Here is a 20,148-nt window from a genome sequence, read left to right as displayed (position 1 = left end):
AGGACAAGGTTTCAGCGCTATTTATTAATTTTTTGGATCGAAATAAATGGACTAAAAAGTTTCACTTCAACTATAATTTCTTTCAAGTCGAAACTTAAAGCTAGAAGTTAAATGTCAAAACGAAACACTCAGCTAAGAAGACACAGTATTTCTAAACTGGTTAATGAGAAAGGTGAAGTCAGCGTTGACGAGCTTGCTCATAAGTTTAATACCTCAGAGGTCACGATTCGAAAGGATTTAGCGTCATTAGAAAAGAATGGTCAATTGTTGCGCCGTTACGGTGGCGCGATTGCTATTCCCAAAGAAGTGATTCATGAAGAAATGAATCAAAATATTTCGAAACGAAAGATAAGGCTGGCAGAGAAAGCTGCTGAACTGATTCGAGATCACAACCGCATCGTGATCGACAGCGGTAGCACGACCGGGGCGCTTATTCAGCAACTCAACAGCAAACGTGGTTTGGTGGTGATGACCAACTCTTTGCACGTAGCTAACGCGTTGAACGAACTGGAAAGTGAACCTACGCTTTTAATGACGGGCGGAACTTGGGACAACCATTCTGAATCTTTCCAAGGCAAAGTGGCCGAATCGGTGTTGCGATCATACGACTTTGATCAGCTCTTCATCGGCGCAGATGGTGTCGACCTGACCCGTGGGACCACCACATTTAATGAACTGGTCGGCCTGAGCAAAGTGATGGCGGAAGTCTCGCGAGAAGTGATCGTCATGGTTGAGTCCGACAAGGTGGGGCGCAAAATCCCGAATCTCGAACTGGCGTGGGAAATGATCGATATTCTTATCACCAACAATGACTTGTTGCCAGAACACAAAGCCGAAATGGAAGCCAATGGCGTGCGCGTCATCTGTGCCTAATCTTTTTCCTCGTAACGACTTTTGCTTGCGAAGTACGAGGAAGCAAAAAAATAAAAATGGAGATAAAACATGTGTGGAATCGTTGGTGCCGTTGCACAGCGTGATGTTGCCGAGATCTTGGTTGAAGGTCTACGTCGTTTAGAATACCGCGGTTATGACTCTGCGGGTGTCGCAGTGGTTGATAGCCAATCCACTCTGACCCGAATTCGTCGCTTGGGTAAAGTACAAGAATTGGCGGATGCTGTGGATCAAGCCGAGGTTGTTGGCGGGACAGGGATCGCACACACGCGTTGGGCGACTCATGGAGAGCCTTCTGAGATAAACGCGCACCCACATCAGTCAGGCGACATTAGCGTGGTACACAACGGCATTATTGAAAACCATGAAACGCTACGCGAGTTGTTGCAATCTCGTGGCTATCTGTTTGAATCTCAAACGGATACCGAAGTGATTGCTCACTTGGTCGAGTGGGAATTGCGTACAGCAGCGTCATTACTTGAAGCCGTACAAAAAACCGTTAAACAGTTGGAAGGTGCTTACGGCACGGTTGTCTTGGATCGTAAAGATCCTTCTCGCTTGGTTGTTGCGCGTTCTGGTAGCCCGCTTGTGATTGGCTACGGTATGAAAGAGCACTTTATCGCCTCAGATCAACTTGCGCTGTTACCTGTTACCCGTCGCTTCGCCTTTTTAGAAGAGGGTGATGTGGCGGAAGTGACTCGTTTTGCGGTCTCTATCTTTGATGCTCAGGGCAACCCAGTTGAGCGTGAAATCAAAGAGTCGGAAGTTTCACACGACGCCGGTGATAAAGGCGAATACCGCCATTACATGTTGAAAGAGATTTACGAGCAGCCCGTGGCGATTCAGCGTACCCTTGAAGGGCGTTTAGCAAATGGTCAGGTGGTTTCTTCGGCATTTGGTGAGAATGCTGAAGCCTTGTTAAGTCAGGTTAAACATGTGCAAATCATAGCATGTGGTACCAGCTATCATGCTGGTTTAGTGGCTCGATACTGGCTTGAAGAGTGGGCCGGCGTGTCTTGCAATGTTGAGATCGCTTCGGAGTTTCGTTACCGCAAATCACACGTGTTTGAAAACTCGCTATTAGTGACAATTTCTCAGTCTGGTGAAACTGCAGATACCTTGGCAGCACTGCGTCTGGCGAAAGAAATGGGCTATATGGCGAGCTTAACCATTTGTAACGTACCTGGCTCATCATTGGTTCGCGAGTCGGATATGGCGTATATGATGAAGGCAGGTGCTGAGATCGGTGTCGCTTCAACCAAAGCTTTCACCGTGCAGTTGGCAGGGCTATTGATGCTGGCTGGGGCGATTGGCCGTCACAATGGTATGAGTAAAGAGCAACAAGCGAACTTGGTATCGTCTCTTCAGTCTCTCCCTGCCAAAATCGAACAGACACTTTCTATGGCTGAATCTATCGAAGAGCTTGCGGAAGATTTTGCCGATAAACACCACTCGCTATTTTTAGGTCGTGGTGAGCAATCTCCGATTGCGATGGAAGGGGCGTTAAAGCTAAAAGAGATTTCTTATATCCACGCGGAGGCCTACGCCGCTGGAGAGCTAAAGCATGGTCCTCTTGCTCTTATTGATGCCGAGATGCCAGTTATTGTGGTGGCCCCTAACAATGAACTGCTAGAAAAACTCAAATCGAACGTCGAGGAAGTGCGTGCAAGAGGCGGATTGATGTACGTATTCGCGGACGTTAATGCTTCGTTTGAAAGTGATGAAACAATGAAAGTGCTCAATGTGCCACATTGTGATCCTTTCATTGCACCGATTGTTTACACCTTACCACTTCAGTTGCTTTCTTACTATGTCGCGCTCATCAAGGGTACGGATGTGGATCAGCCTAGAAACTTGGCGAAAAGTGTTACGGTGGAGTAAGTTAGAATGTAAGGGCTGCATTGGCAGCCCTTACTGTATGGTTTATGGTTATTGGTTAGTATCCAAATACGCTTTGGCGGAGATCGACGTCCAAGCACGCACTTTCTTCAGGTAGTTTTCTTGTGAAGTGATGATCTCTTTCGCGAGCGGATCTTTGGCTGCCTCTTCCTCTAACAACTCATTGGTTGCTTGTCGCATGGCTTGTAACACCGCAGGCGGAAAATCACGCACTTTGATGTCTGGGTATTCGCTTTGCATGGTAGCCCAGCTATTGGCATTGGCATCGATCGCTTGGTTGTACATATCAAACGCCGCCACGCGGAAGGCGGTTTCTAAGATCACTTGCAGATCTTTGGGTAATGTCTCCCAGGTCTTCTTATTCACTAAAAACTGTGTTTCTGAGCCCGGCTCATGCCACGCGGTATAGTAGTAGGGCGCGATTTTGTGGAAACCCATACGCAAGTCAAACGCTGGACCCACCCACTCCAATGCGTCAATTGTGCCACGTTCGAGAGATGTGTAGAGTTCTCCCGGTGCAATATTGGTCGGTTTAGCGCCAACGCGTGCCAGCACTTCGCCCGCAAAACCGGGGATACGCATTTTCAGCCCCTTCAAATCTTCAACGGAATTGATCTCTTTCTTAAACCAGCCCCCCATTTGGATATCTGAGTTTCCGCCAGGAAATGAGAGCAAATTGTGCGGAGCATAAACTTTTTGCATCAGTTCCATGCCACCACCGTAATAGAACCACGCGTACTGCTCCGTGGTGATCATGCCAAAGGGCATAGAAGAGAAATAGAGCGTGTTGGGCACTTTCCCCTTCCAGTAATAAGAGCTGGAGTGGCCAAGATCATATTGACCAGACTTGACCATATCAAACACACCCAATGGTGCTTTGTGCTTGTTGGCTGAATCGATGCGAATCTGTAGACGACCGTTTGACATTTCTTCAGCGAGCTTAGCCATGTTTTTCGATGCGTCACCGAGTATCGGCGTATTCGGGCCCCAAGTTTCAGCCAGTTTTAAGCGATACACTTCTTCTGCAGCAAAAAGTGAAAAAGAGAGCAGGGCAGTGGAAGCGATAATCGCACGTTTCAGAAAAGAGCGGTTGGGCTTGATTGTCGGCATGACGTCCTCGTTTGTGTTGTTGTTTGCCAACAGATTCAAATTAGATGATTTTTTCGTCAATAGAATAAAAAACAGTCTAATGGACTGTGATAAGACGAATATCTGTCATAGTGAACAAAATATGCACGGAGTATCGGTGATTTAACGGTCTTGCTCAGTTGTTTGGCCGCCCGGCGTTCGTACTTTAAGAGGATTACTCTGATTGTAAAACTGCTGCTTAGGTCACGACATGGCAATGCATACGTGACCAAAAGCCATCAATTTATGCTTGATGAAGTGAGAGATAGTGCCGTGCTTTAGCTGGCGTCATGTATTTGCCTAGCGTTTTTTCAGGCACATCACGCAGATCCAACACAATCATGCCATCCAACGCATTGTTAAACGCAGGGTCGACATTAAAGCACACCAATTTGCCATTCAGCCCTAAGTATTGTCTTAGCAAAACGGGCACCCCTTTACCTTCATCAATACGAGAAATCACACGAGACAGCAGTTGCAAATCACCAAGTGCCGTGAGCATGCTGGTGTTCCATTTGGGATGATGATCGGCAATGGGATTAAGTGGTTTGACGAGCTCGGCGCTGGCAGCATCATAATGGTGCAGCGTCATGGATTGAGCGAGCAGTTGTCTTGCAGTGGGGCTGTAATCGTTGCTGATGCTGACCGGCCCAAACAAATGCGTGTATTGCGGATGTTGAGAGACAAAGGTAGCAATTCCCTTCCACAGGAGTAAAAGTGCATTCATGCTGCGCTGGTAGGGGGAGGTGATCACAGAGCGTCCCATCTCAATCGACTGGCCTAACTGGGTAAGAAAGGGGGCGTCATAGTCGAATAATGTGCGCGAATAGAGCCCATCCAATCCAGATCTTTCCAGCAGTTTGTCCACTAAACCGAGGCGATAAGCCCCAACCAGGTGCTGGTTTTCATCATCCCAGACAAACAGATGATGATAATGGTGATCAAAACGATCGATGTCGATCGCATAACCCGTCCCTTCCCCTACAGCGCGAAAATTGATCTCTCGCTGTCGGCCGATCTCATGCAGAATCGAAGGAATGTATTTGGCAGTGGTGCAATAGACACTAAAATTACCTTGGCGAAGCAATAAAGCATCTTCAGGGAGCATCGCCAGATCCAATAACCACTTTTGCTTTTCTAATGGCTCTGCAATCGCGGCAAGAGGGGGATTGGTGTCGTGATCCATTTCGTGGTGAACTGGTGGCTCAGCGCTGAGCAAATACGTGTTTAAACGCAAATAACTGACCAGCTGCTCATCCGTCAAATGTTGTACTTCTTTGAATTTGATTGGCTGACCAATGGCAATCGGAATTGCTTGCTGCTTCTTATTGAGCAGTTCACGCCCTAACATCAGCGTGCGCAAGAGAGGGTGAATCTTGCCTGCAAGATAAAAGCGTTGTGAGTTCTGCCCGTCGATAAACACAGGCAGCGCATGCGCTTTATGTCTGCGGATCAGAGCGCTGACAGAACGACTCCACTCTTTATCTTCCAAGCGTTTTTGCTTTCTATCAACAAGTTGTGATACCTCACCGGCAGGAAAAACTAAGAGTAACCCTCCTTGAGCGAGATGCTTGTTTGCATCGCGTAGCGCCTTTATGTTGGACTTTGCTGCTTGCTGGGAATCAAATACATCCACGCCAATAAAGAGCGTATCCAACTCAGGAACGGTTTTGAGATATTGGTTGGCAAGGATCTGAACATCCTCCCGTATCATCAGCAAGAGCTCAGCAAGAATCACCCCTTCAACGCAGCCTAACGGATGGTTGGCCACCACCACCGTTGGACCAATCTGTGGGACGTTCGCAAGCGAGCCTTTGACGAGCTGATAATCAATACCCAGAACTTCAAGGGTAAAGCGTAGAAAGGTTTGAGTATCGCATTGTAGTGGGCGCTGAGCATAAAACTTATCCAACTTGCTCAGCCCCGTCATCCATTCAGCAACATTCTCTCCAATGCCAAAAGGCGTTTTACGTGGAAGACGAAAAGGACTGTTGATTGCCATAAAGACCTCGAATCTGGGTTTCTGACCGCCATGCTAATCATGAGAGATGACAGTCAGGCTTCAGCAAGGTTGGTCTTTAATGATGCTTTTGTGACGCTTTGGTTCACGGATGAGTCGAGAGGTGCGTGCAACAACAAGTAAAATGATGGAAATAAATTATCTGCTGCTCACAAAATATACTAATTTTGCATCAAAATGTAAGTTTGGATGTTAAGTTGATACTGCGGGACAAAATAATATAACGCAAACGTCAATAAACCTTTGTTATGCTGCTCTGGAAAGCGGGAACCGAATTCGGTTCCCGTTTCTTTATCTAATTAGTGTCATGTCTCAGTACTGAAGCACTGACTGCGCTAAGTTGTATGATTTGAGAGTTTTGGTGATTTTGAAAGGTTAGGTTATGAGAGAAATGACAACCAAAGCCGCGTTGATTCTAGGTGCGTCCCTAATCGTCGGCTTAGGCGTATTGGGTTATCAAGTTCAACAAACGGCCATTCAATACAAAGCACTGGATCGCATTGTGACGGTCAAGGGATTATCGGAGAGAGAGTATCCTGCTGATACGGTCATTTGGCCGATTCGCTATACGGTTGCCAGCAATGATATTCAAGCACTGTTTGAGCAGGTAGATGCTCAAGCTGAGTTAATCACTGCATTTTTAGCTGAGCGCGAACTGTCTGATAGTGTGCAGTTTTCAGCACCATCGGTGATTGATAAGAAAGCTCAGCAATATGGGGGAGAAGCAAATGCGGAATATCGCTATCTCGCCATTCAAACCATCACGGTGTACAGCAATAAAGTTGATTCGGTACGTCAAGCCATCAGTCTCATTGGACAGCTGGGCAAGAAGGGGATTGTTTTCAACCAAGATGCTTACGACAACCCGATTGTCTACAGCTTCACTCGCTTAAACGAAATTAAGCCGGAAATGATAGAAGAAGCCACACATAACGCGAGAGAGGTGGCTGAGAAGTTTGCCAAAGATTCCAATAGTTCACTTGGAAAAATCCGCACGGCATCTCAAGGCCAGTTTTCTATCATGGATAGAGATAACAACACGCCACATATTAAACGCATTCGTCTAGTTTCGACGGTTCAATACTATCTTTCTGATTGACAGAGGGAAGTGGTCTAATGAACCAAAGCTTATCGGAAGTAATCGCAGAGCGGATATAGACAAGAACAGAAAAGACAAAGGCCCGTAGATTTCTCTACGAGCCTTCTAGAATTTGGTGGCCCCTCCCAGACTTGAACTGGGGACCAATCGATTATGAGTCGACTGCTCTAACCACTGAGCTAAGGGGCCAAATTGGAGCAAAGATTATAGGAGAACTCGCGCGGGGTGTCTAGACGTTGCTACGGCTAATTGCGCTTAGTTTTTATTCACTTAGCGAGATAAACAACAAAAAAGGTGAGCTAGAGCTCACCTTTTTGCTTGAGAAGAGTATGCGTTACTCGTCAAGGAAGCTGCGCAGAGTTTCTGATCGGCTTGGATGACGCAGTTTACGCAATGCTTTTGCTTCGATTTGACGAATACGCTCACGTGTTACGTCGAACTGTTTGCCCACTTCTTCTAGAGTGTGGTCGGTGTTCATATCGATACCAAAACGCATGCGCAGTACTTTTGCTTCACGAGGTGTTAGGCCTGCAAGAACATCTTTTGTCGCTGCTTTTAGGCTGGTGGCCGTGGCAGAATCAAGAGGTAGTTCTAGCGTGGTATCCTCGATGAAATCACCCAGATGCGAATCTTCGTCGTCACCGATTGGTGTCTCCATTGAGATTGGCTCTTTAGCAATTTTCAGTACTTTACGGATCTTGTCTTCTGGCATTTGCATGCGCTCTGCCAGCTCTTCCGGTAATGGTTCACGGCCCATCTCTTGTAGCATTTGACGAGAGATACGGTTTAGCTTGTTGATCGTTTCGATCATGTGAACCGGAATACGAATCGTGCGTGCTTGGTCTGCGATTGAACGTGTGATTGCCTGACGGATCCACCACGTTGCATAAGTCGAGAACTTGTAACCACGACGGTATTCGAATTTATCAACCGCTTTCATCAGACCGATGTTACCTTCTTGGATCAGATCCAAGAATTGTAGACCACGGTTGGTGTATTTCTTCGCGATAGAGATTACAAGACGCAAGTTCGCTTCAACCATCTCTTTCTTCGCTCGGCGAGCTTTCGCTTCACCGATAGACATACGGCGGCTGATGTCTTTGATGCTGTTCACAGTCAGCGACGTTTCTTCTTCAATGGCTCTTAGCTTAGAGATTGAACGACGAATGTCTTCTTCGTGCAGTTTGATCTTTTCTGCGTACGGCTTATCAGATGCTAGGATTTTATCTAACCATTCTTCGCTTGACTCGTTGCCAGTGAAGAGAGCAATGAAAGATTTCTTTGGCATCTTGGCGATTTCTACCGCAGATTTCATGATCAAACGTTCTTGTGTACGAACGCGATCCATGGCGGTGCGAAGTTCGTTAACCAAATGGTCAAACTGCTTCGGTGTTAGACGAAACTCTTTAAACACATCGAGCATCAGTTCATGTGCTTGAGCGGCATGAGCACTCTCTCGGCCATGTTCATTTGCTGCAAGCTGAAGGTTTTGATAGCTGTTGCGAAGCTGAGTGAATTTTTCTAGCGCTACTTCAGGATCGATGCCAGCATCGTCATCGGAGTCGCTGCTTGAATCGCCGTCGCCATCTTCGTCTTCATCTTCGTCGTCGTCGTCGATGTCAGTGCTATCTTCATCTTCCAAATCAGATTCAGCAAGCTCAGAGCCGATATGCGTTGCAGTTGGAGCAATCGTTTCATCTGCGTTTGGATCAACGAAGCCGCTAATCAGATCGGTTAGACGAAGCTCTTCTGCTTGAACCTTATCAAACTGTTCCAGAATATAAGGAATGGTTCCAGGGTATTCAGCAACAGACGACTGTACTTGGTTGATACCATCTTCAATTCGTTTAGCGATGTCGATTTCGCCTTCACGAGTTAGAAGTTCAACGGTACCCATTTCACGCATGTACATGCGTACTGGGTCTGTAGTGCGACCAATTTCGCTTTCTACGCTTGAAAGCGCAGCAGCGGCTGCTTCGGCAGCATCTTCGTCGGTAATGTTTGTTTCATCACTCAGTGCTAGGTCATCGGCATCAGGAGCAGTTTCTACTACTTTGATACCCATGTCGTTAATCATCTGAATGATATCTTCCACCTGTTCTGAATCTACGATTTCAGCAGGTAGGTGGTCATTTACTTCGGCGTAGGTCAGATAGCCTTGCTCTTTGCCACGGATGACAAGTAGTTTTAGCTGTGACTGCGGATTATGATCCATAGACGGTATCCAACTTCGTAATCTGGTGAAGGAATTAGTATGCGAAATGCAAACCACTAACTATAGCAAATAAAATTGTTGCTGACTAATTAAACAGGGTTACGCTTTTAAATCTAGCATGAGTGCCATAAGCTCCCTTCTTTCATCGGCTGATAAGCCGATGCTTCTATCTTTTGCCTGCAGGTTCTCAATTTGCTTTTCAACACACTGAGCAAGAATCTTGTCCAGCGAGTCTAAAAATATGTCTTCTTCATTGTCATCGTCGAGGGGGATTTCCCAACCTGCTAAACGAGACAGAAGTTGTTCATTCTGGCTGCCACGCCAGCTTTCTAGCAATTGGCCTGTGGTTATATTGGGGCGTGCTTGGCATCTTTCAAGCACTTCTATCAATAAACTCAAGCCGGGTATGGTTAAATGTTTGACCGGGGTTAAATCCGGCACCAGTTGCGAGAAACTTGGGCGCTGAATGAGTAGGGCGACCACTTCACGCATGGGTGTTCTTTTTAGCTCACGGTGAGGCTGTGGCTTTTTGTCCGTTTGGCCTTGGCGATTGATCAGTTGTTGCAGCTGTCGTTCATCTACTAAGCCTAAACGGCGGCCAAGTAATTCCCTCAAGTATAGACGCAAAGTGCCGCCAGGCACTTTATCGATCAGAGGAACTGCTAAGGTTGTGAGCTTCGCCATACCTTCTTTGCTGCTCATGTCAACTTGTTGAGCAAGTGAGCTGAACATGAACTCTGTCAGGGGCATGGCATTGGCCACTTGTTGCTCAAACTGCGCTTTACCAAATTGACGAATGTACGAATCGGGATCTTCGCCATCAGGTAAAAACATGAACTTCAATTGTCGGCCATCATTTAAGTAAGGCAATGCGTTTTCCATGGCACGCCAAGCCGCTTCTCTTCCTGCTCGGTCACCATCGTAACAACAGACGACGGTGCTGGTTTGACGGAACAGCACTTGTAGATGATCACCCGTGGTGGACGTTCCCAGCGAGGCGACGGAATAATCTACGCCATATTGGGCTAGCGCGACAACGTCCATATAGCCTTCGACCACTAAAATTTGAGGTGGCTCTCGATATGCCTGTAGGACTTCGTACAAGCCGTAAAGCTCTTTGCCTTTGTGGAAGATTGGGGTCTCGGGTGAGTTAAGATATTTTGGGGTGCCATCCCCAAGCACTCGCCCGCCAAATCCGATAACACGCCCACGGCGATCGCGAATGGGGAACATCACGCGGCCACGGAAGCGATCGTAGCGATTGCCCTTTTCGTTCTCGATCAACATACCACCGGCGACCAGCATCTCTTGTGCTTCAGGATGTTGACCAAAGTTTTTACGCACCAAATCCCATTCATCGGCAATATAACCAATGCCAAATTTCTGTACGATCTCGCCTGAAAGGCCACGATTTTTTAGATAATCGATGGCGATTTTGCCTGAGGAAAGCTTCAGTTGATTGCGATAAAACTGGCTAATGCTGGCCATTAAATCGTAGAGGCTGCGCTTTTGGCTACTGCTGGCTTGAGGAGCTTGGCTGAATTTAGTGTTGGTTGAGTGTTGTTCGCGCGGAACATCAAGACCAAGATAAGAGGCAAGTTCCTCAATGGCTTCCACAAACTCCAATCGTTCAAATTCCATCATAAAATCGATGGCATTGCCGTGTGCACCGCAACCAAAGCAATGGTAGAACTGTTTTTCTTGGCTAACGCTGAAAGAAGGCGTTTTTTCGTTGTGGAATGGGCAGCAAGCCCCGTAGTTCTTGCCTTTTTTCTTAAGTTTCACCCGTGCGTCGATGATGTCGACGATATCAAGTCGAGCAAGGAGGTCATCAATAAAACTGCGTGGGATGTGTCCTGCCATAAAACCTAATAAAAAAGAGAAGGGTAGATACAAACAAGCCGTGCGTTCCAGAGGATAGCACGGCTTGCTGCAAACAGGTGCGGGAATTAAGCCAGTTTAGCGCGAACTAAACCACTTACTTTACCCATATCTGCACGGCCTTGAATTTGCGGTTTCAGTACAGCCATTACTTTACCCATGTCTTGCATGCCTGCTGCTTCAGACTCAGCAATCGCACTGTCGATCAGCGCGGCTACTTCGTCTTCATTCAGCGGTTGAGGCATGAATTCTTCAAGTACTGTAATTTCTGTTTTTTCCGCATCAGCTAAGTCTTGACGACCTGCTGCTTCAAATTGCGTAACAGAGTCGCGACGTTGTTTAACCATTTTTGTCAGCACAGCAAGAATGTCATCATCGTTCAGAGTGATCTGTTCGTCGACTTCACGTTGCTTGATAGCTGACAGGGCTAAACGAATAGTGCCAAGGCGCTGTTTGTCCTTGGCTTTCATCGCTAGTTTTTGCTCTTCTTTGAGTTGTTCAATAAGAGCCATAACTAAATTCCTTAACCAGGAGCTCAGTTATTAGTACAGGCGAACGCGACGAGCGTTTTCGCGAGCTAGCTTCTTAGCGTGACGCTTTTGAGCTGCTGCTTTAGCGCGTTTGCGAACTGTAGTTGGTTTTTCGTAGTGCTCACGACGACGCACTTCAGAAAGGATACCTGCTTTTTCGCAAGAGCGCTTGAAACGACGTAGAGCAACGTCGAACGGTTCGTTTTCACGTACTTTAACTACTGGCATATGCCTTTCACCTCAGGGGTTATTCGTTAGCGCTGGTAAAAAATAGACAAATCACTAGCGATTGGTCTCTAACCAGCTTGATCAAAAATGGTGCGGAATTTTAATCCGATCCCTGCGCCTTTGTAAAGCCTTTTGTCGATTATTGTCTGTACAAAATTTGTTTGTCTGGGCTGCGCGAGGTAATATGTCGGCAAATTTTCTATTAGCACTGAGCATACAGAGAAAACTATGCGCATTCTCGGCATTGAAACCTCCTGTGATGAAACAGGAATCGCCATTTATGACGATGAAAAAGGCCTACTGGCCCATAAATTATATAGCCAAATTAAACTGCATGCCGATTACGGCGGTGTCGTGCCTGAGCTCGCTTCTCGTGACCACGTGAAGAAAACCATTCCTCTTATTAAAGAGGCGTTGAAAGAAGCCAATTTAACAGCAAAAGATATTGATGGTGTTGCTTACACGGCAGGGCCAGGGTTGGTTGGTGCACTTTTGGTGGGAGCAACGATTGGTCGAAGCCTCGCTTACGCTTGGGGAGTGCCAGCTGTTCCGGTTCATCATATGGAAGGTCACTTGCTCGCACCTATGCTTGAAGACAACCCACCGCCGTTTCCATTTGTGGCGGTATTGGTCTCGGGTGGTCACTCAATGATGGTGGAAGTGAAAGGCATTGGTGAGTACAAAATCCTAGGCGAATCCATTGATGATGCGGCGGGTGAAGCATTCGATAAGACGGCGAAGCTCATGGGCCTAGATTATCCAGGTGGTCCATTGCTGTCTAAATTGGCCGAAAAAGGGACGCCGGGTCGCTTTAAGTTTCCGCGTCCGATGACCAATGTCCCCGGTTTGGACATGAGCTTTTCTGGTTTGAAAACCTTTACCGCGAATACCATTGCGGCGAATGGTGATGATGAACAAACACGTGCCGATATTGCGTACGCATTTGAAGAGGCCGTCTGTGCCACATTGGCGATCAAATGTAAGCGCGCGCTAGAGCAAACGGGCATGAAACGTATTGTGATTGCGGGTGGGGTGAGTGCCAACCGTCGTCTTCGTGCTGAGCTAGAAAAACTGGCGCATAAAGTGGGCGGGGATGTCTATTATCCACGTACCGAGTTTTGTACGGATAATGGTGCAATGATCGCGTATGCGGGTATGCAGCGTTTGAAGAACAATGAAGTGTCAGATCTTTCGGTAGAGGCCCGACCTCGCTGGCCAATTGATCAATTGACGCCAGTGATGAAATAAACTCAGTATAATTACGGTCGCTTAGGCGGCCGTTTTTTTTAATTTGCTGCTTTGTATTCAACATGGAACTGGATGGCATCTTGTGTTGCCTGCGTAGGTTCTGCTGATTTTAGGAAAAATAATGAAAACATTCGTCATCGATGGCAAAAGCATGGCTTATCAAGATGTGGGTCAAGGTCCGGTCTTGTTATTTGGTCATAGCTATTTGTGGGATAGCCAGATGTGGGCGCCACAAATTGAATTTTTAAGTCAGTCTTATCGTTGTATTGTGCCGGATTTGTGGGCGCATGGGGAATCTGAGTCCGCACCAACTCATTGCAATTCATTGGTGGATTACGCTCAACACCTGCTCGCGTTGATGGATCATCTACACATTGAGATGTTTTCTATTGTCGGTTTATCCGTTGGTGGGATGTGTGGAGCAGAACTGGTTTCACAAGCACCGGCACGAGTGACTTCTTTAGTCATGATGGACACTTTCATTGGTCTAGAGCCAGAAGTGACCCATCAGAAATACTTTGCCATGTTGGATGCCATCGCGCAAAGCCAAATGGTTCCAGCACCGATTGTGGAAGCGGTGGTGCCGCTGTTTTTTGCCAACGATGCGAAAGAGCAAAACCCGCAATTGGTTTCGGATTTCGAACAACGCTTAACATCACTTTCCGGTGAGCGTGCGGTGGAAGTGGCGAGAGTTGGGCGTATGGTGTTTGGTCGTCGCGATGTGATTGAGGATGCGGAAAAATTTGCTTTGCCAACCTTGATCGCCGTTGGTCAGCAGGACAAACCTCGTCCAGTGTTTGAATCTTACTTGATGCACGATGTGATCACAGGCAGTCAATTGGTGGAAATTCCCAACGCTGGCCACATCAGTAACTTAGAGCAGGTTGAGTTTGTTAACCAAATGCTTGAGACGTTTCTCGCGGCAGTTTACGCCAAGTAAGCGAACGAAAATGGCCTCATGAGAGGCCATTTTCTATTCCTTTGACGTTTATCGTCGTCTCGTATTTCGCTTGTCGTCTCTTATTTTGCTTACTGTGACTTGGGCATTTGCAGTTTTTTCTCACCGATCTTGGGTTCTTCACCAGTAAATAAACGGCGGATATTTTGGTGATGTCTTAACACAATCAAGCAGCAGAGCATGCCTACGGGCAAGGTGTACTGGGGTTTGATCATCCAAGTGTACATCGGGGCAAGTAAAACGGTGACCAAAGCGGCCAATGAAGAGTAGCGGAAGAGTATCGCGACCAATAGCCATGTCGCCATGATCATCCCTGTCAAATCTAAACCGATAGGTGCTATGGCTCCCAGCGCTGTCGCCACTCCTTTACCACCTTGGAAATGAAAGAACAATGGGTACATATGACCAAGGCAGGCCGCAATGGCTATCACGCCAAGCAGTACGGGTTCAATGCCGAGGTAGTAACCACTCCAAACCGGAATGGTCCCTTTGAGCATATCGCACAGCAGTACGGCCGCGGCGGCACCTTTGCCACCGATGCGCAACACGTTGGTGGCACCAGGGTTGTTTGAACCCACACCTCGAGGATCGGGCAATCTCAGCACACGACAAATCAGCACCGCACTGGAAATTGATCCCAGCAGGTAGGCGATGATGGTCATTGTCACTGCCATTGCGTCCATGTGAGTCCCTAAATGATTGGAAAGTAATGCTCATTTTTCGCGTAGTTGCTATCATAGCGCGATTGCAAAAATAATACGATGAATTTACCCCATTCGGGTATCCGACCTCTATAAGGACAAATTATGGCGCTGGATAAAGTGTTTATTGAACAGTTGGAAGTGATTACCACCATTGGTGTCTACGACTGGGAACAGCAAATTAAGCAAAAATTGGTGTTGGATATCGAAATGGCGCACGACAATCGTCCTGCAGGAAAAAGTGATGATGTGGCCGATGCGTTGGATTATGCGCAAGTGAGCGAGGCGGTATTGAATCACATTGAAAACGGTCGTTTCTTACTGGTGGAACGCGTCGCGGAAGAAGTGGCAGAGCTCATCATGACTCAATTTTCAGTGCCTTGGATTCGCATTCGCTTGGCTAAGCCGGGAGCCGTTCCACAAGCTCGCGCTGTGGGTGTGGTGATTGAGCGAGGCCAAGCATGAACACCGTCTATATCGGCGTAGGCAGTAATATTGAGCGAGAAAAGCACGCACGAGCCGCTTGGCAAGAGCTCACTTTGCTTGGCGAAGCCTTACAAGCCTCACCGATATATGAATGTGCCGCTGTTGGTTTCGACAGCCATGCCTTTTTCAATTTTGTCATTCGTCTCAATACGTCTATGACGTTAGAGGAATTGGCTTCTCAGCTCCGCCAAATCGAACTGCGATGGGGCCGAGAAGAAAATGCGGCGAAGTATCAGGATCGAACACTGGATCTTGATATTGTGCTGTTCGGCGAATGCATTTCGAGCCAAAAGCCTGAACTGCCTCGCAGTGATATCTTTAAATATCCCTTTGTCATACAACCGCTTTATGATTTGCAGCCGGATCTGGTGATTCCAGGAGATGGCCGTACCGTGGAAGAGATTTGGCAAACTGCACGCGATCTCGACACATTGAAAGTGGTTGATTTTTCATTATAAAAAACTGAGTAAACCATGAGTTATTTTGAAGCGTTTGTGTTGGCTTTGATTCAAGGCCTGACCGAGTTTTTGCCGATTTCCAGTTCGGCGCATTTGATCCTGCCTTCCGCCATTCTTGGCTGGGAAGATCAAGGTTTAGCTTTTGATGTGGCGGTGCATGTCGGTACCTTAGCCGCTGTGGTGATCTATTTCCGTAAAGAGGTGATCACGCTCTTCGCTGCTTTGTTCGCGTCGATTTTTAAAGGCGAACGAAGTAAAGAAGCCAAGTTGGCGTGGATGATTGTGATTGCGACGATCCCAGCCTGTATCTTTGGCTTGGTGATGAAAGATGTCATCGAAGTTTATCTGCGTAGTGCCTATGTGATTGCCACAACGACCATTATTTTTGGTCTGTTGCTTTGGTGGGTCGATAAGAATGCCTCTTTGCTGGATGATGAATACCAAGCGGGTTGGAAGAAAGCCTTGTTTATTGGTATTGCGCAAGCATTGGCGATGATTCCCGGCACTTCTCGCTCTGGGGCGACCATTACCGCTGCGCTTTACTTGGGCTTTACTCGTGAAGCGGCTGCGCGCTTTTCTTTCCTGATGTCGATTCCCATCATTACGCTGGCGGGATCTTATCTTGGCTTGAAATTAGTGACCAGTGGCGAGCCCGTTCATGTCGGCTTTTTGCTAACCGGTATTGTCACTTCCTTTATTAGTGCCTATCTGTGTATTCACCTGTTCTTGAAGATGATTTCACGTATGGGCATGACGCCGTTTGTGATCTATCGATTGATCTTAGGTGTCGGCTTATTTGCTTACCTGTTAATGGCTTAATCTCGAGCTGCTTGATCGCACAATCACTATAGCGCCCACAGGAAACTGTGGGCGTTATGTTTTTTAAGCGTTGAGCAGCGCCGTTTTTACCGCTTCAGTGCGCCTTCTTTCCTGTTCATCACGAATGGCTGGCCCTTTGAACCCATCTTGAATGATCGATTGCACCTCGACAGAGAGCGCGGCTTGATACGCTAACTGGATCCGTTCTGCTTGAGGGTAAGGGTGATCTTGCAGACCTTGGCGACCCGCATGATCGGCTTGGCAACAAAGGAGGATATCGTTTAACCGCTCCGCTTTGCGCCACACATCCAGTTTGTTGAAGATTTTGACCATGGTTTGCGGCTTGAGCTCGGCTGCGCGATGGATGTTGGAGTGCTGCTCACACACCATTAAAGCCAGATCGCGAAACTCATTCGGTACGCGCACGCGTTCACACAACTGTTTAATCAACTTAAGACCGGTGTGGCAATGCATTTTGTGGCTTGGCCATTCGCTTGGCGGTGTCACGCCTTTGCCTAAGTCGTGCACTTGGGCTGCAAAGCGCACCACTGCAGACGAGCTCAGCTTCGCCGCTTGTTCTGCGACCAACAAGGTGTGTATGCCTGTGTCGATCTCTGGGTGCCATTTTTCAGGCTGAGGGACACCAAACAAAGCATCGATTTCGGGAAGTACCACGGCCAAAGCACCACACTGACGCAAGACAGCAAGAAACTGCTGTGGCGCAGGCGTGAGTAGCGATTTGTGCCATTCTTGCCAAACTCGCTCGGCGGTCAGTGCAGACAGCTCGCCAGAAGCGACAATGGATTGCATCAACTGCAAGGTTTCATCGGCCACGCGAAACCCGAGTGGTGCCAGTTTGGCCGCAAAGCGAGCCACTCGCAACACGCGCAGAGGATCTTCGACAAAGGCTTCTGACACATGGCGCAAAATACGATCCTGCAGATCTTGCTGTCCACCATACGGGTCATAAAGCGCGCCCTGGCTATCCATGGCAATGGCGTTGATGGTCAGGTCGCGTCTGAGGAGATCCTCTTCTAAAGTCACATCTGGGGAGAAAAAGCACTCAAAGCCTTTGTAGCCTTGGCCTGTTTTTCGCTCGGTGCGAGCCAGCGCGTACTCTTGTTTGGTTTTGGGGTGCAAGAAAACTGGAAAATCTTTCCCGACAGGAGAGTACCCAGCATTGAGCATTTGTTCCGCGGTTGCACCGACGACAACCCAATCTTGATCGTAGACGGGAATACCCAATAACTTGTCTCTTACCGCTCCACCCACTAAGTAAACTTCCACGCGTGTGACCTCGAATATTTGCTTATCTGACTGGACATTGTAGCAAGCAATGGTACTTTGCTCTCTATTCAATTGACGTATTTGCCTTTGGTCTGTGTATGTATAAGGATTTTTTTGGTTTCTCTGAGCTGCCTTTCTCGATAGTGCCCAATTCCCGCTATCTCTATTTAAGTCAGCGCCATCGTGAAGCCATCACACATTTACAGGCTGGCCTCAGGGATGGGGGCGGTTTTGCCATGCTGACTGGGGAAGTGGGGACGGGGAAAACCACAGTCGCAAAATCAATGTTGGCCAACCTTGACGGCCAAACCTGTGCCGCTTTGCTGCTCAACCCAACCTTTTCCAGTGTCGAACTGCTTGAAGCCATTTGTGATGAGTTTGGCTTGAGCTACGCGGCCAACGCTTCTCTTAAACAGCTCAACCAACGCATTTATCAGTTTTTGTTGGAAAATCATCAGCAAAATATCCAAACCTTGTTGGTGATTGATGAAGCACAACATTTGGCGGCGGATGTATTGGAGCAGTTGCGTTTATTGACCAATCTGGAAACGGAAACACGCAAGCTGTTAAAAGTGTTGTTGGTGGGGCAACCTGAACTGCAACAATTACTGCAGACCACACAATTGCGGCAACTTGCTCAGCGCATTACAGGCCGTTATCACTTATTGCCACTGAATCCCCAAGAAACCGCAGACTACATTGCGTTTCGTATTCATACCGCAGGGGGAAGTCGTACCCTGTTTGATCACGCCAGCGCCAAAGTGATTGCTCAGTATAGTCATGGTATTCCCCGCCTGATTAACTTGATTTGCGATAAAGCGTTGCAATTGAGCTATCACCAAGGCGACAAAAAAATCACAAAAGCGACGGTCGAGCGAGCTTGCCAAAATGTGATGGCATTTCAGGCTGAGATTTATCAGCAAGCCTCAAACCGTTCGTCTTTCCCTTGGGGAAAAGTCTCTGTAGCCGCGGCTTGCGTTGCCGGAGTGTTGGCCATTGCCAGCTATTGGCCTTTGATCACAGCTGGCAATGTCGCTTCCACTGCGCCTCAGATCGAGCTAGACAGGCCTGCAACCGAGTTGCCTATACCGCCTTCAGTGCCAGACATCTTGGTGAATGATGCAGAGTGGCTCGGTGAGCCTGCTGTCGCGCGTATGACCACTCGAGCGCAAGGATTAGAAGCGCTTTACAAACTATGGGGATATCGAGCAACGCGCATCGATACCTTGTGTGAACAGCCATCCACCTCGATTTTCCAGTGCCAAGTCCGACAACTTAACTGGCAAGAGTTGCAGCAAACGCCACACCCTTTGTTGTTGACGCTGCAGCATGAAGGGCAACTGGCTTACGTTGTCTTGCTGGAAGTCAACTCAGAGCGCGTCGTTCTGCTTACGGGCGAGCAACGTCTCACCTTCACGGTTTCACAATTGATGTCGTTATGGCGGGGAGAAGTCACCGATCTATGGCCTATGCCTCTGAGAGAGACATTGCGCCTGGGTATGCACGGCGAGGCCATTGAAGTTTTGGACCAATTGCTCGCCAAAGCACTCAACGATGAACCGTTAAAGACGACGCAGTTTAATGCTGAGCTGATGCAGCGAGTGGAATGGTTTCAACGTTGGCAAGCGATGACCGAGGATGGTATCGCCGGTCAGCGTACTTTGGCGCGTTTGCAGCACATGGTCTCATTGTCCGAGCCGTGGCGAGAGTTCTCCAAGGCTGAGAAGCAAGGCGAAGAGCAGGCGATGCGCTATCCTGAGTTTCCCTCGCTCGCACCGCTTCCCAGAACATACCCATTGGCGGAAACTGGCGACGCTATCGACGTGGCCGATCAAACAAGCCCCACTTTGGTCGCGAGCCCATCAATACCGAGTGAAGAAAAGAAAACAGCGGACGAGCGACTGTTTGAAAACCTCGACCTGTCAGGCTTATCGCCAGAACTGGCGCAAAAAGTCGAAAATGCCTTGCTGGTGGAGACACAAACCGACCACTCCCCGCAAGCGGAGTCAACGGTTTCAAGGCTCGAGCTGAGTGGAGAAAAATGGCATGGGCGCTTGCCGCCACTCAATTTGCAGACACACATGTATTCGAGCGATCCGAAACGTCGCTGGTTGAAGATTAATGGTGCGGAGTTCCATCAAGGTGATTGGATTGATAACCAGATTCAACTGGTGGAGATTTCAGCGCAGTCGGTGATTATCGAGTTCCAAGGAGAGCAGATCGAAATTCCAGCGCTCTATGAATGGAAAGGCTAAAGACAGCAATAAAGGATCATCAGCCTAAGAGTGAGAGAAAACGGG

The 20,148-nt window shown here is 47.9% G+C and carries 17 protein-coding genes and 1 tRNA gene; 9 read left to right on the top strand and 9 right to left on the bottom strand.

The genetic code is table 11. The annotated features are described in order from the left end of the window. Window positions 1-111 precede the first annotated feature (111 nt). Both LZU85_RS13780 and glmS read left to right on the top strand, forming a co-directional pair. Window positions 112-873: a DeoR/GlpR family DNA-binding transcription regulator gene (locus LZU85_RS13780; protein ID WP_176299632.1), complete on the top strand. Its 762-nt coding sequence runs from the start codon at window positions 112-114 to the stop codon at window positions 871-873. Between the two features lie 69 nt (window positions 874-942). Then, window positions 943-2,772, top strand: coding sequence for a glutamine--fructose-6-phosphate transaminase (isomerizing) (gene glmS / locus LZU85_RS13775; protein WP_237287281.1), 1,830 nt, complete (start codon window positions 943-945; stop codon window positions 2,770-2,772). Between the two features lie 48 nt (window positions 2,773-2,820). Here the strand turns inward: glmS and LZU85_RS13770 are convergent, their stop codons facing one another. Then, window positions 2,821-3,900 carry a TRAP transporter substrate-binding protein gene (locus tag LZU85_RS13770; RefSeq protein ID WP_237287280.1) on the bottom strand — a complete coding sequence of 360 codons (1,080 nt, stop codon included), beginning with the start codon at window positions 3,898-3,900 and terminating at the stop codon, window positions 2,821-2,823. Between the two features lie 262 nt (window positions 3,901-4,162). Further along, window positions 4,163-5,920: a lysophospholipid acyltransferase family protein gene (locus LZU85_RS13765; RefSeq protein WP_237287279.1), complete on the bottom strand. Its 1,758-nt coding sequence runs from the start codon at window positions 5,918-5,920 to the stop codon at window positions 4,163-4,165. A 400-nt stretch (window positions 5,921-6,320) separates the two neighbouring features. On the opposite strand from LZU85_RS13765, the gene LZU85_RS13760 reads away from it, so the two are divergent. Continuing rightward, a complete protein-coding gene (locus LZU85_RS13760) occupies window positions 6,321-7,037 on the top strand; it encodes an SIMPL domain-containing protein (RefSeq protein ID WP_237287278.1) in 717 nt (238 codons plus the stop codon). A gap of 113 nt (window positions 7,038-7,150) precedes the next feature. On the opposite strand, the gene LZU85_RS13755 is transcribed toward LZU85_RS13760, so the two are convergent. The 5 genes from LZU85_RS13755 to rpsU all read right to left on the bottom strand — a co-directional run bounded on the left by LZU85_RS13755 (window position 7,151) and on the right by rpsU (window position 11,891). Then, a tRNA-Ile gene (locus tag LZU85_RS13755) sits at window positions 7,151-7,226 on the bottom strand. Window positions 7,227-7,371: 145 nt separating this feature from the next. Continuing rightward, window positions 7,372-9,252 (bottom strand): RNA polymerase sigma factor RpoD, encoded by a 1,881-nt coding sequence (gene rpoD, locus LZU85_RS13750; RefSeq protein ID WP_237287277.1) that lies wholly within the window; start codon window positions 9,250-9,252, stop codon window positions 7,372-7,374. Window positions 9,253-9,351: 99 nt separating this feature from the next. Next, window positions 9,352-11,115 (bottom strand): DNA primase, encoded by a 1,764-nt coding sequence (gene dnaG, locus LZU85_RS13745; RefSeq protein ID WP_176298403.1) that lies wholly within the window; start codon window positions 11,113-11,115, stop codon window positions 9,352-9,354. Between the two features lie 86 nt (window positions 11,116-11,201). After that, window positions 11,202-11,645 (bottom strand): GatB/YqeY domain-containing protein, encoded by a 444-nt coding sequence (locus tag LZU85_RS13740; protein ID WP_176298404.1) that lies wholly within the window; start codon window positions 11,643-11,645, stop codon window positions 11,202-11,204. A 30-nt stretch (window positions 11,646-11,675) separates the two neighbouring features. Then, window positions 11,676-11,891 (bottom strand): 30S ribosomal protein S21, encoded by a 216-nt coding sequence (gene rpsU, locus LZU85_RS13735; RefSeq protein WP_001145625.1) that lies wholly within the window; start codon window positions 11,889-11,891, stop codon window positions 11,676-11,678. Window positions 11,892-12,119: 228 nt separating this feature from the next. On the opposite strand from rpsU, the gene tsaD reads away from it, so the two are divergent. Together tsaD and LZU85_RS13725 are read left to right on the top strand one after the other, a co-directional pair. Beyond that, entirely contained in the window at window positions 12,120-13,139 is a 1,020-nt protein-coding gene (tsaD, locus tag LZU85_RS13730) for a tRNA (adenosine(37)-N6)-threonylcarbamoyltransferase complex transferase subunit TsaD (protein WP_176298405.1), read from the top strand. Between the two features lie 121 nt (window positions 13,140-13,260). Beyond that, on the top strand, window positions 13,261-14,079 hold the full coding sequence (locus tag LZU85_RS13725; RefSeq protein WP_237287276.1) for an alpha/beta fold hydrolase: 819 nt from the start codon (window positions 13,261-13,263) through the stop codon (window positions 14,077-14,079). An 89-nt stretch (window positions 14,080-14,168) separates the two neighbouring features. Here the strand turns inward: LZU85_RS13725 and plsY are convergent, their stop codons facing one another. Next, the gene (gene plsY, locus LZU85_RS13720) at window positions 14,169-14,780 is read right to left on the bottom strand and encodes a glycerol-3-phosphate 1-O-acyltransferase PlsY (RefSeq protein WP_011078709.1); all 612 of its coding nucleotides are present in this window, start codon (window positions 14,778-14,780) and stop codon (window positions 14,169-14,171) included. 123 nt (window positions 14,781-14,903) lie between these two features. On the opposite strand from plsY, the gene folB reads away from it, so the two are divergent. Genes folB through LZU85_RS13705 form a run of 3 tightly spaced genes read left to right on the top strand, consistent with a single transcriptional unit; the run spans window position 14,904 to window position 16,561 of the window. Next, complete coding sequence (gene folB, locus LZU85_RS13715) at window positions 14,904-15,263, top strand: bifunctional dihydroneopterin aldolase/7,8-dihydroneopterin epimerase (RefSeq protein WP_011078708.1); 360 nt, start codon at window positions 14,904-14,906, stop codon at window positions 15,261-15,263. After that, on the top strand, window positions 15,260-15,742 hold the full coding sequence (gene folK / locus LZU85_RS13710; RefSeq protein WP_237287275.1) for a 2-amino-4-hydroxy-6-hydroxymethyldihydropteridine diphosphokinase: 483 nt from the start codon (window positions 15,260-15,262) through the stop codon (window positions 15,740-15,742). The genes folB and folK overlap by 4 nt, the downstream gene beginning before the upstream one ends. Before the next feature lie 15 nt (window positions 15,743-15,757). Further along, the gene (locus tag LZU85_RS13705; protein WP_011078706.1) at window positions 15,758-16,561 is read left to right on the top strand and encodes an undecaprenyl-diphosphate phosphatase; all 804 of its coding nucleotides are present in this window, start codon (window positions 15,758-15,760) and stop codon (window positions 16,559-16,561) included. 63 nt (window positions 16,562-16,624) lie between these two features. Here LZU85_RS13705 and LZU85_RS13700 read toward each other — a convergent pair whose 3' ends face one another. After that, window positions 16,625-17,848, bottom strand: coding sequence for a multifunctional CCA addition/repair protein (locus tag LZU85_RS13700; RefSeq protein ID WP_176298495.1), 1,224 nt, complete (start codon window positions 17,846-17,848; stop codon window positions 16,625-16,627). A 98-nt stretch (window positions 17,849-17,946) separates the two neighbouring features. Between LZU85_RS13700 and LZU85_RS13695 the strand changes: the two genes are divergently transcribed. After that, window positions 17,947-20,103, top strand: coding sequence for an AAA family ATPase (locus tag LZU85_RS13695; protein WP_237287274.1), 2,157 nt, complete (start codon window positions 17,947-17,949; stop codon window positions 20,101-20,103). The last annotated feature ends 45 nt before the right edge of the window (window positions 20,104-20,148 follow it).

The sequence above is a fragment of the Vibrio floridensis genome (genome assembly GCF_021852965.1).
In the GTDB taxonomy this organism is placed as follows: domain Bacteria; phylum Pseudomonadota; class Gammaproteobacteria; order Enterobacterales; family Vibrionaceae; genus Vibrio; species Vibrio floridensis.
The sequence above is the reverse complement of the archived record's forward strand: the minus strand, read 5'-3'. Positions and strand labels throughout refer to the sequence as shown.

What these genes read in the sequence shown, in the direction of transcription:
- rpoD (WP_237287277.1), bottom strand. Translation starts at nt 9,252, where the DNA reads ATGGATCATAATCCGCAGTCACAGCTAAAACTACTTGTCATCCGTGGC.
- rpsU (WP_001145625.1), bottom strand. Translation starts at nt 11,891, where the DNA reads ATGCCAGTAGTTAAAGTACGTGAAAACGAACCGTTCGACGTTGCTCTA.
- LZU85_RS13780 (WP_176299632.1), top strand. Translation starts at nt 112, where the DNA reads ATGTCAAAACGAAACACTCAGCTAAGAAGACACAGTATTTCTAAACTG.
- LZU85_RS13695 (WP_237287274.1), top strand. Translation starts at nt 17,947, where the DNA reads ATGTATAAGGATTTTTTTGGTTTCTCTGAGCTGCCTTTCTCGATAGTG.
- LZU85_RS13725 (WP_237287276.1), top strand. Translation starts at nt 13,261, where the DNA reads ATGAAAACATTCGTCATCGATGGCAAAAGCATGGCTTATCAAGATGTG.
- glmS (WP_237287281.1), top strand. Translation starts at nt 943, where the DNA reads ATGTGTGGAATCGTTGGTGCCGTTGCACAGCGTGATGTTGCCGAGATC.
- LZU85_RS13705 (WP_011078706.1), top strand. Translation starts at nt 15,758, where the DNA reads ATGAGTTATTTTGAAGCGTTTGTGTTGGCTTTGATTCAAGGCCTGACC.
- LZU85_RS13770 (WP_237287280.1), bottom strand. Translation starts at nt 3,900, where the DNA reads ATGCCGACAATCAAGCCCAACCGCTCTTTTCTGAAACGTGCGATTATC.
- plsY (WP_011078709.1), bottom strand. Translation starts at nt 14,780, where the DNA reads ATGGACGCAATGGCAGTGACAATGACCATCATCGCCTACCTGCTGGGA.
- LZU85_RS13740 (WP_176298404.1), bottom strand. Translation starts at nt 11,645, where the DNA reads ATGGCTCTTATTGAACAACTCAAAGAAGAGCAAAAACTAGCGATGAAA.
- dnaG (WP_176298403.1), bottom strand. Translation starts at nt 11,115, where the DNA reads ATGGCAGGACACATCCCACGCAGTTTTATTGATGACCTCCTTGCTCGA.
- folB (WP_011078708.1), top strand. Translation starts at nt 14,904, where the DNA reads ATGGCGCTGGATAAAGTGTTTATTGAACAGTTGGAAGTGATTACCACC.
- folK (WP_237287275.1), top strand. Translation starts at nt 15,260, where the DNA reads ATGAACACCGTCTATATCGGCGTAGGCAGTAATATTGAGCGAGAAAAG.
- LZU85_RS13760 (WP_237287278.1), top strand. Translation starts at nt 6,321, where the DNA reads ATGAGAGAAATGACAACCAAAGCCGCGTTGATTCTAGGTGCGTCCCTA.
- tsaD (WP_176298405.1), top strand. Translation starts at nt 12,120, where the DNA reads ATGCGCATTCTCGGCATTGAAACCTCCTGTGATGAAACAGGAATCGCC.
- LZU85_RS13765 (WP_237287279.1), bottom strand. Translation starts at nt 5,920, where the DNA reads ATGGCAATCAACAGTCCTTTTCGTCTTCCACGTAAAACGCCTTTTGGC.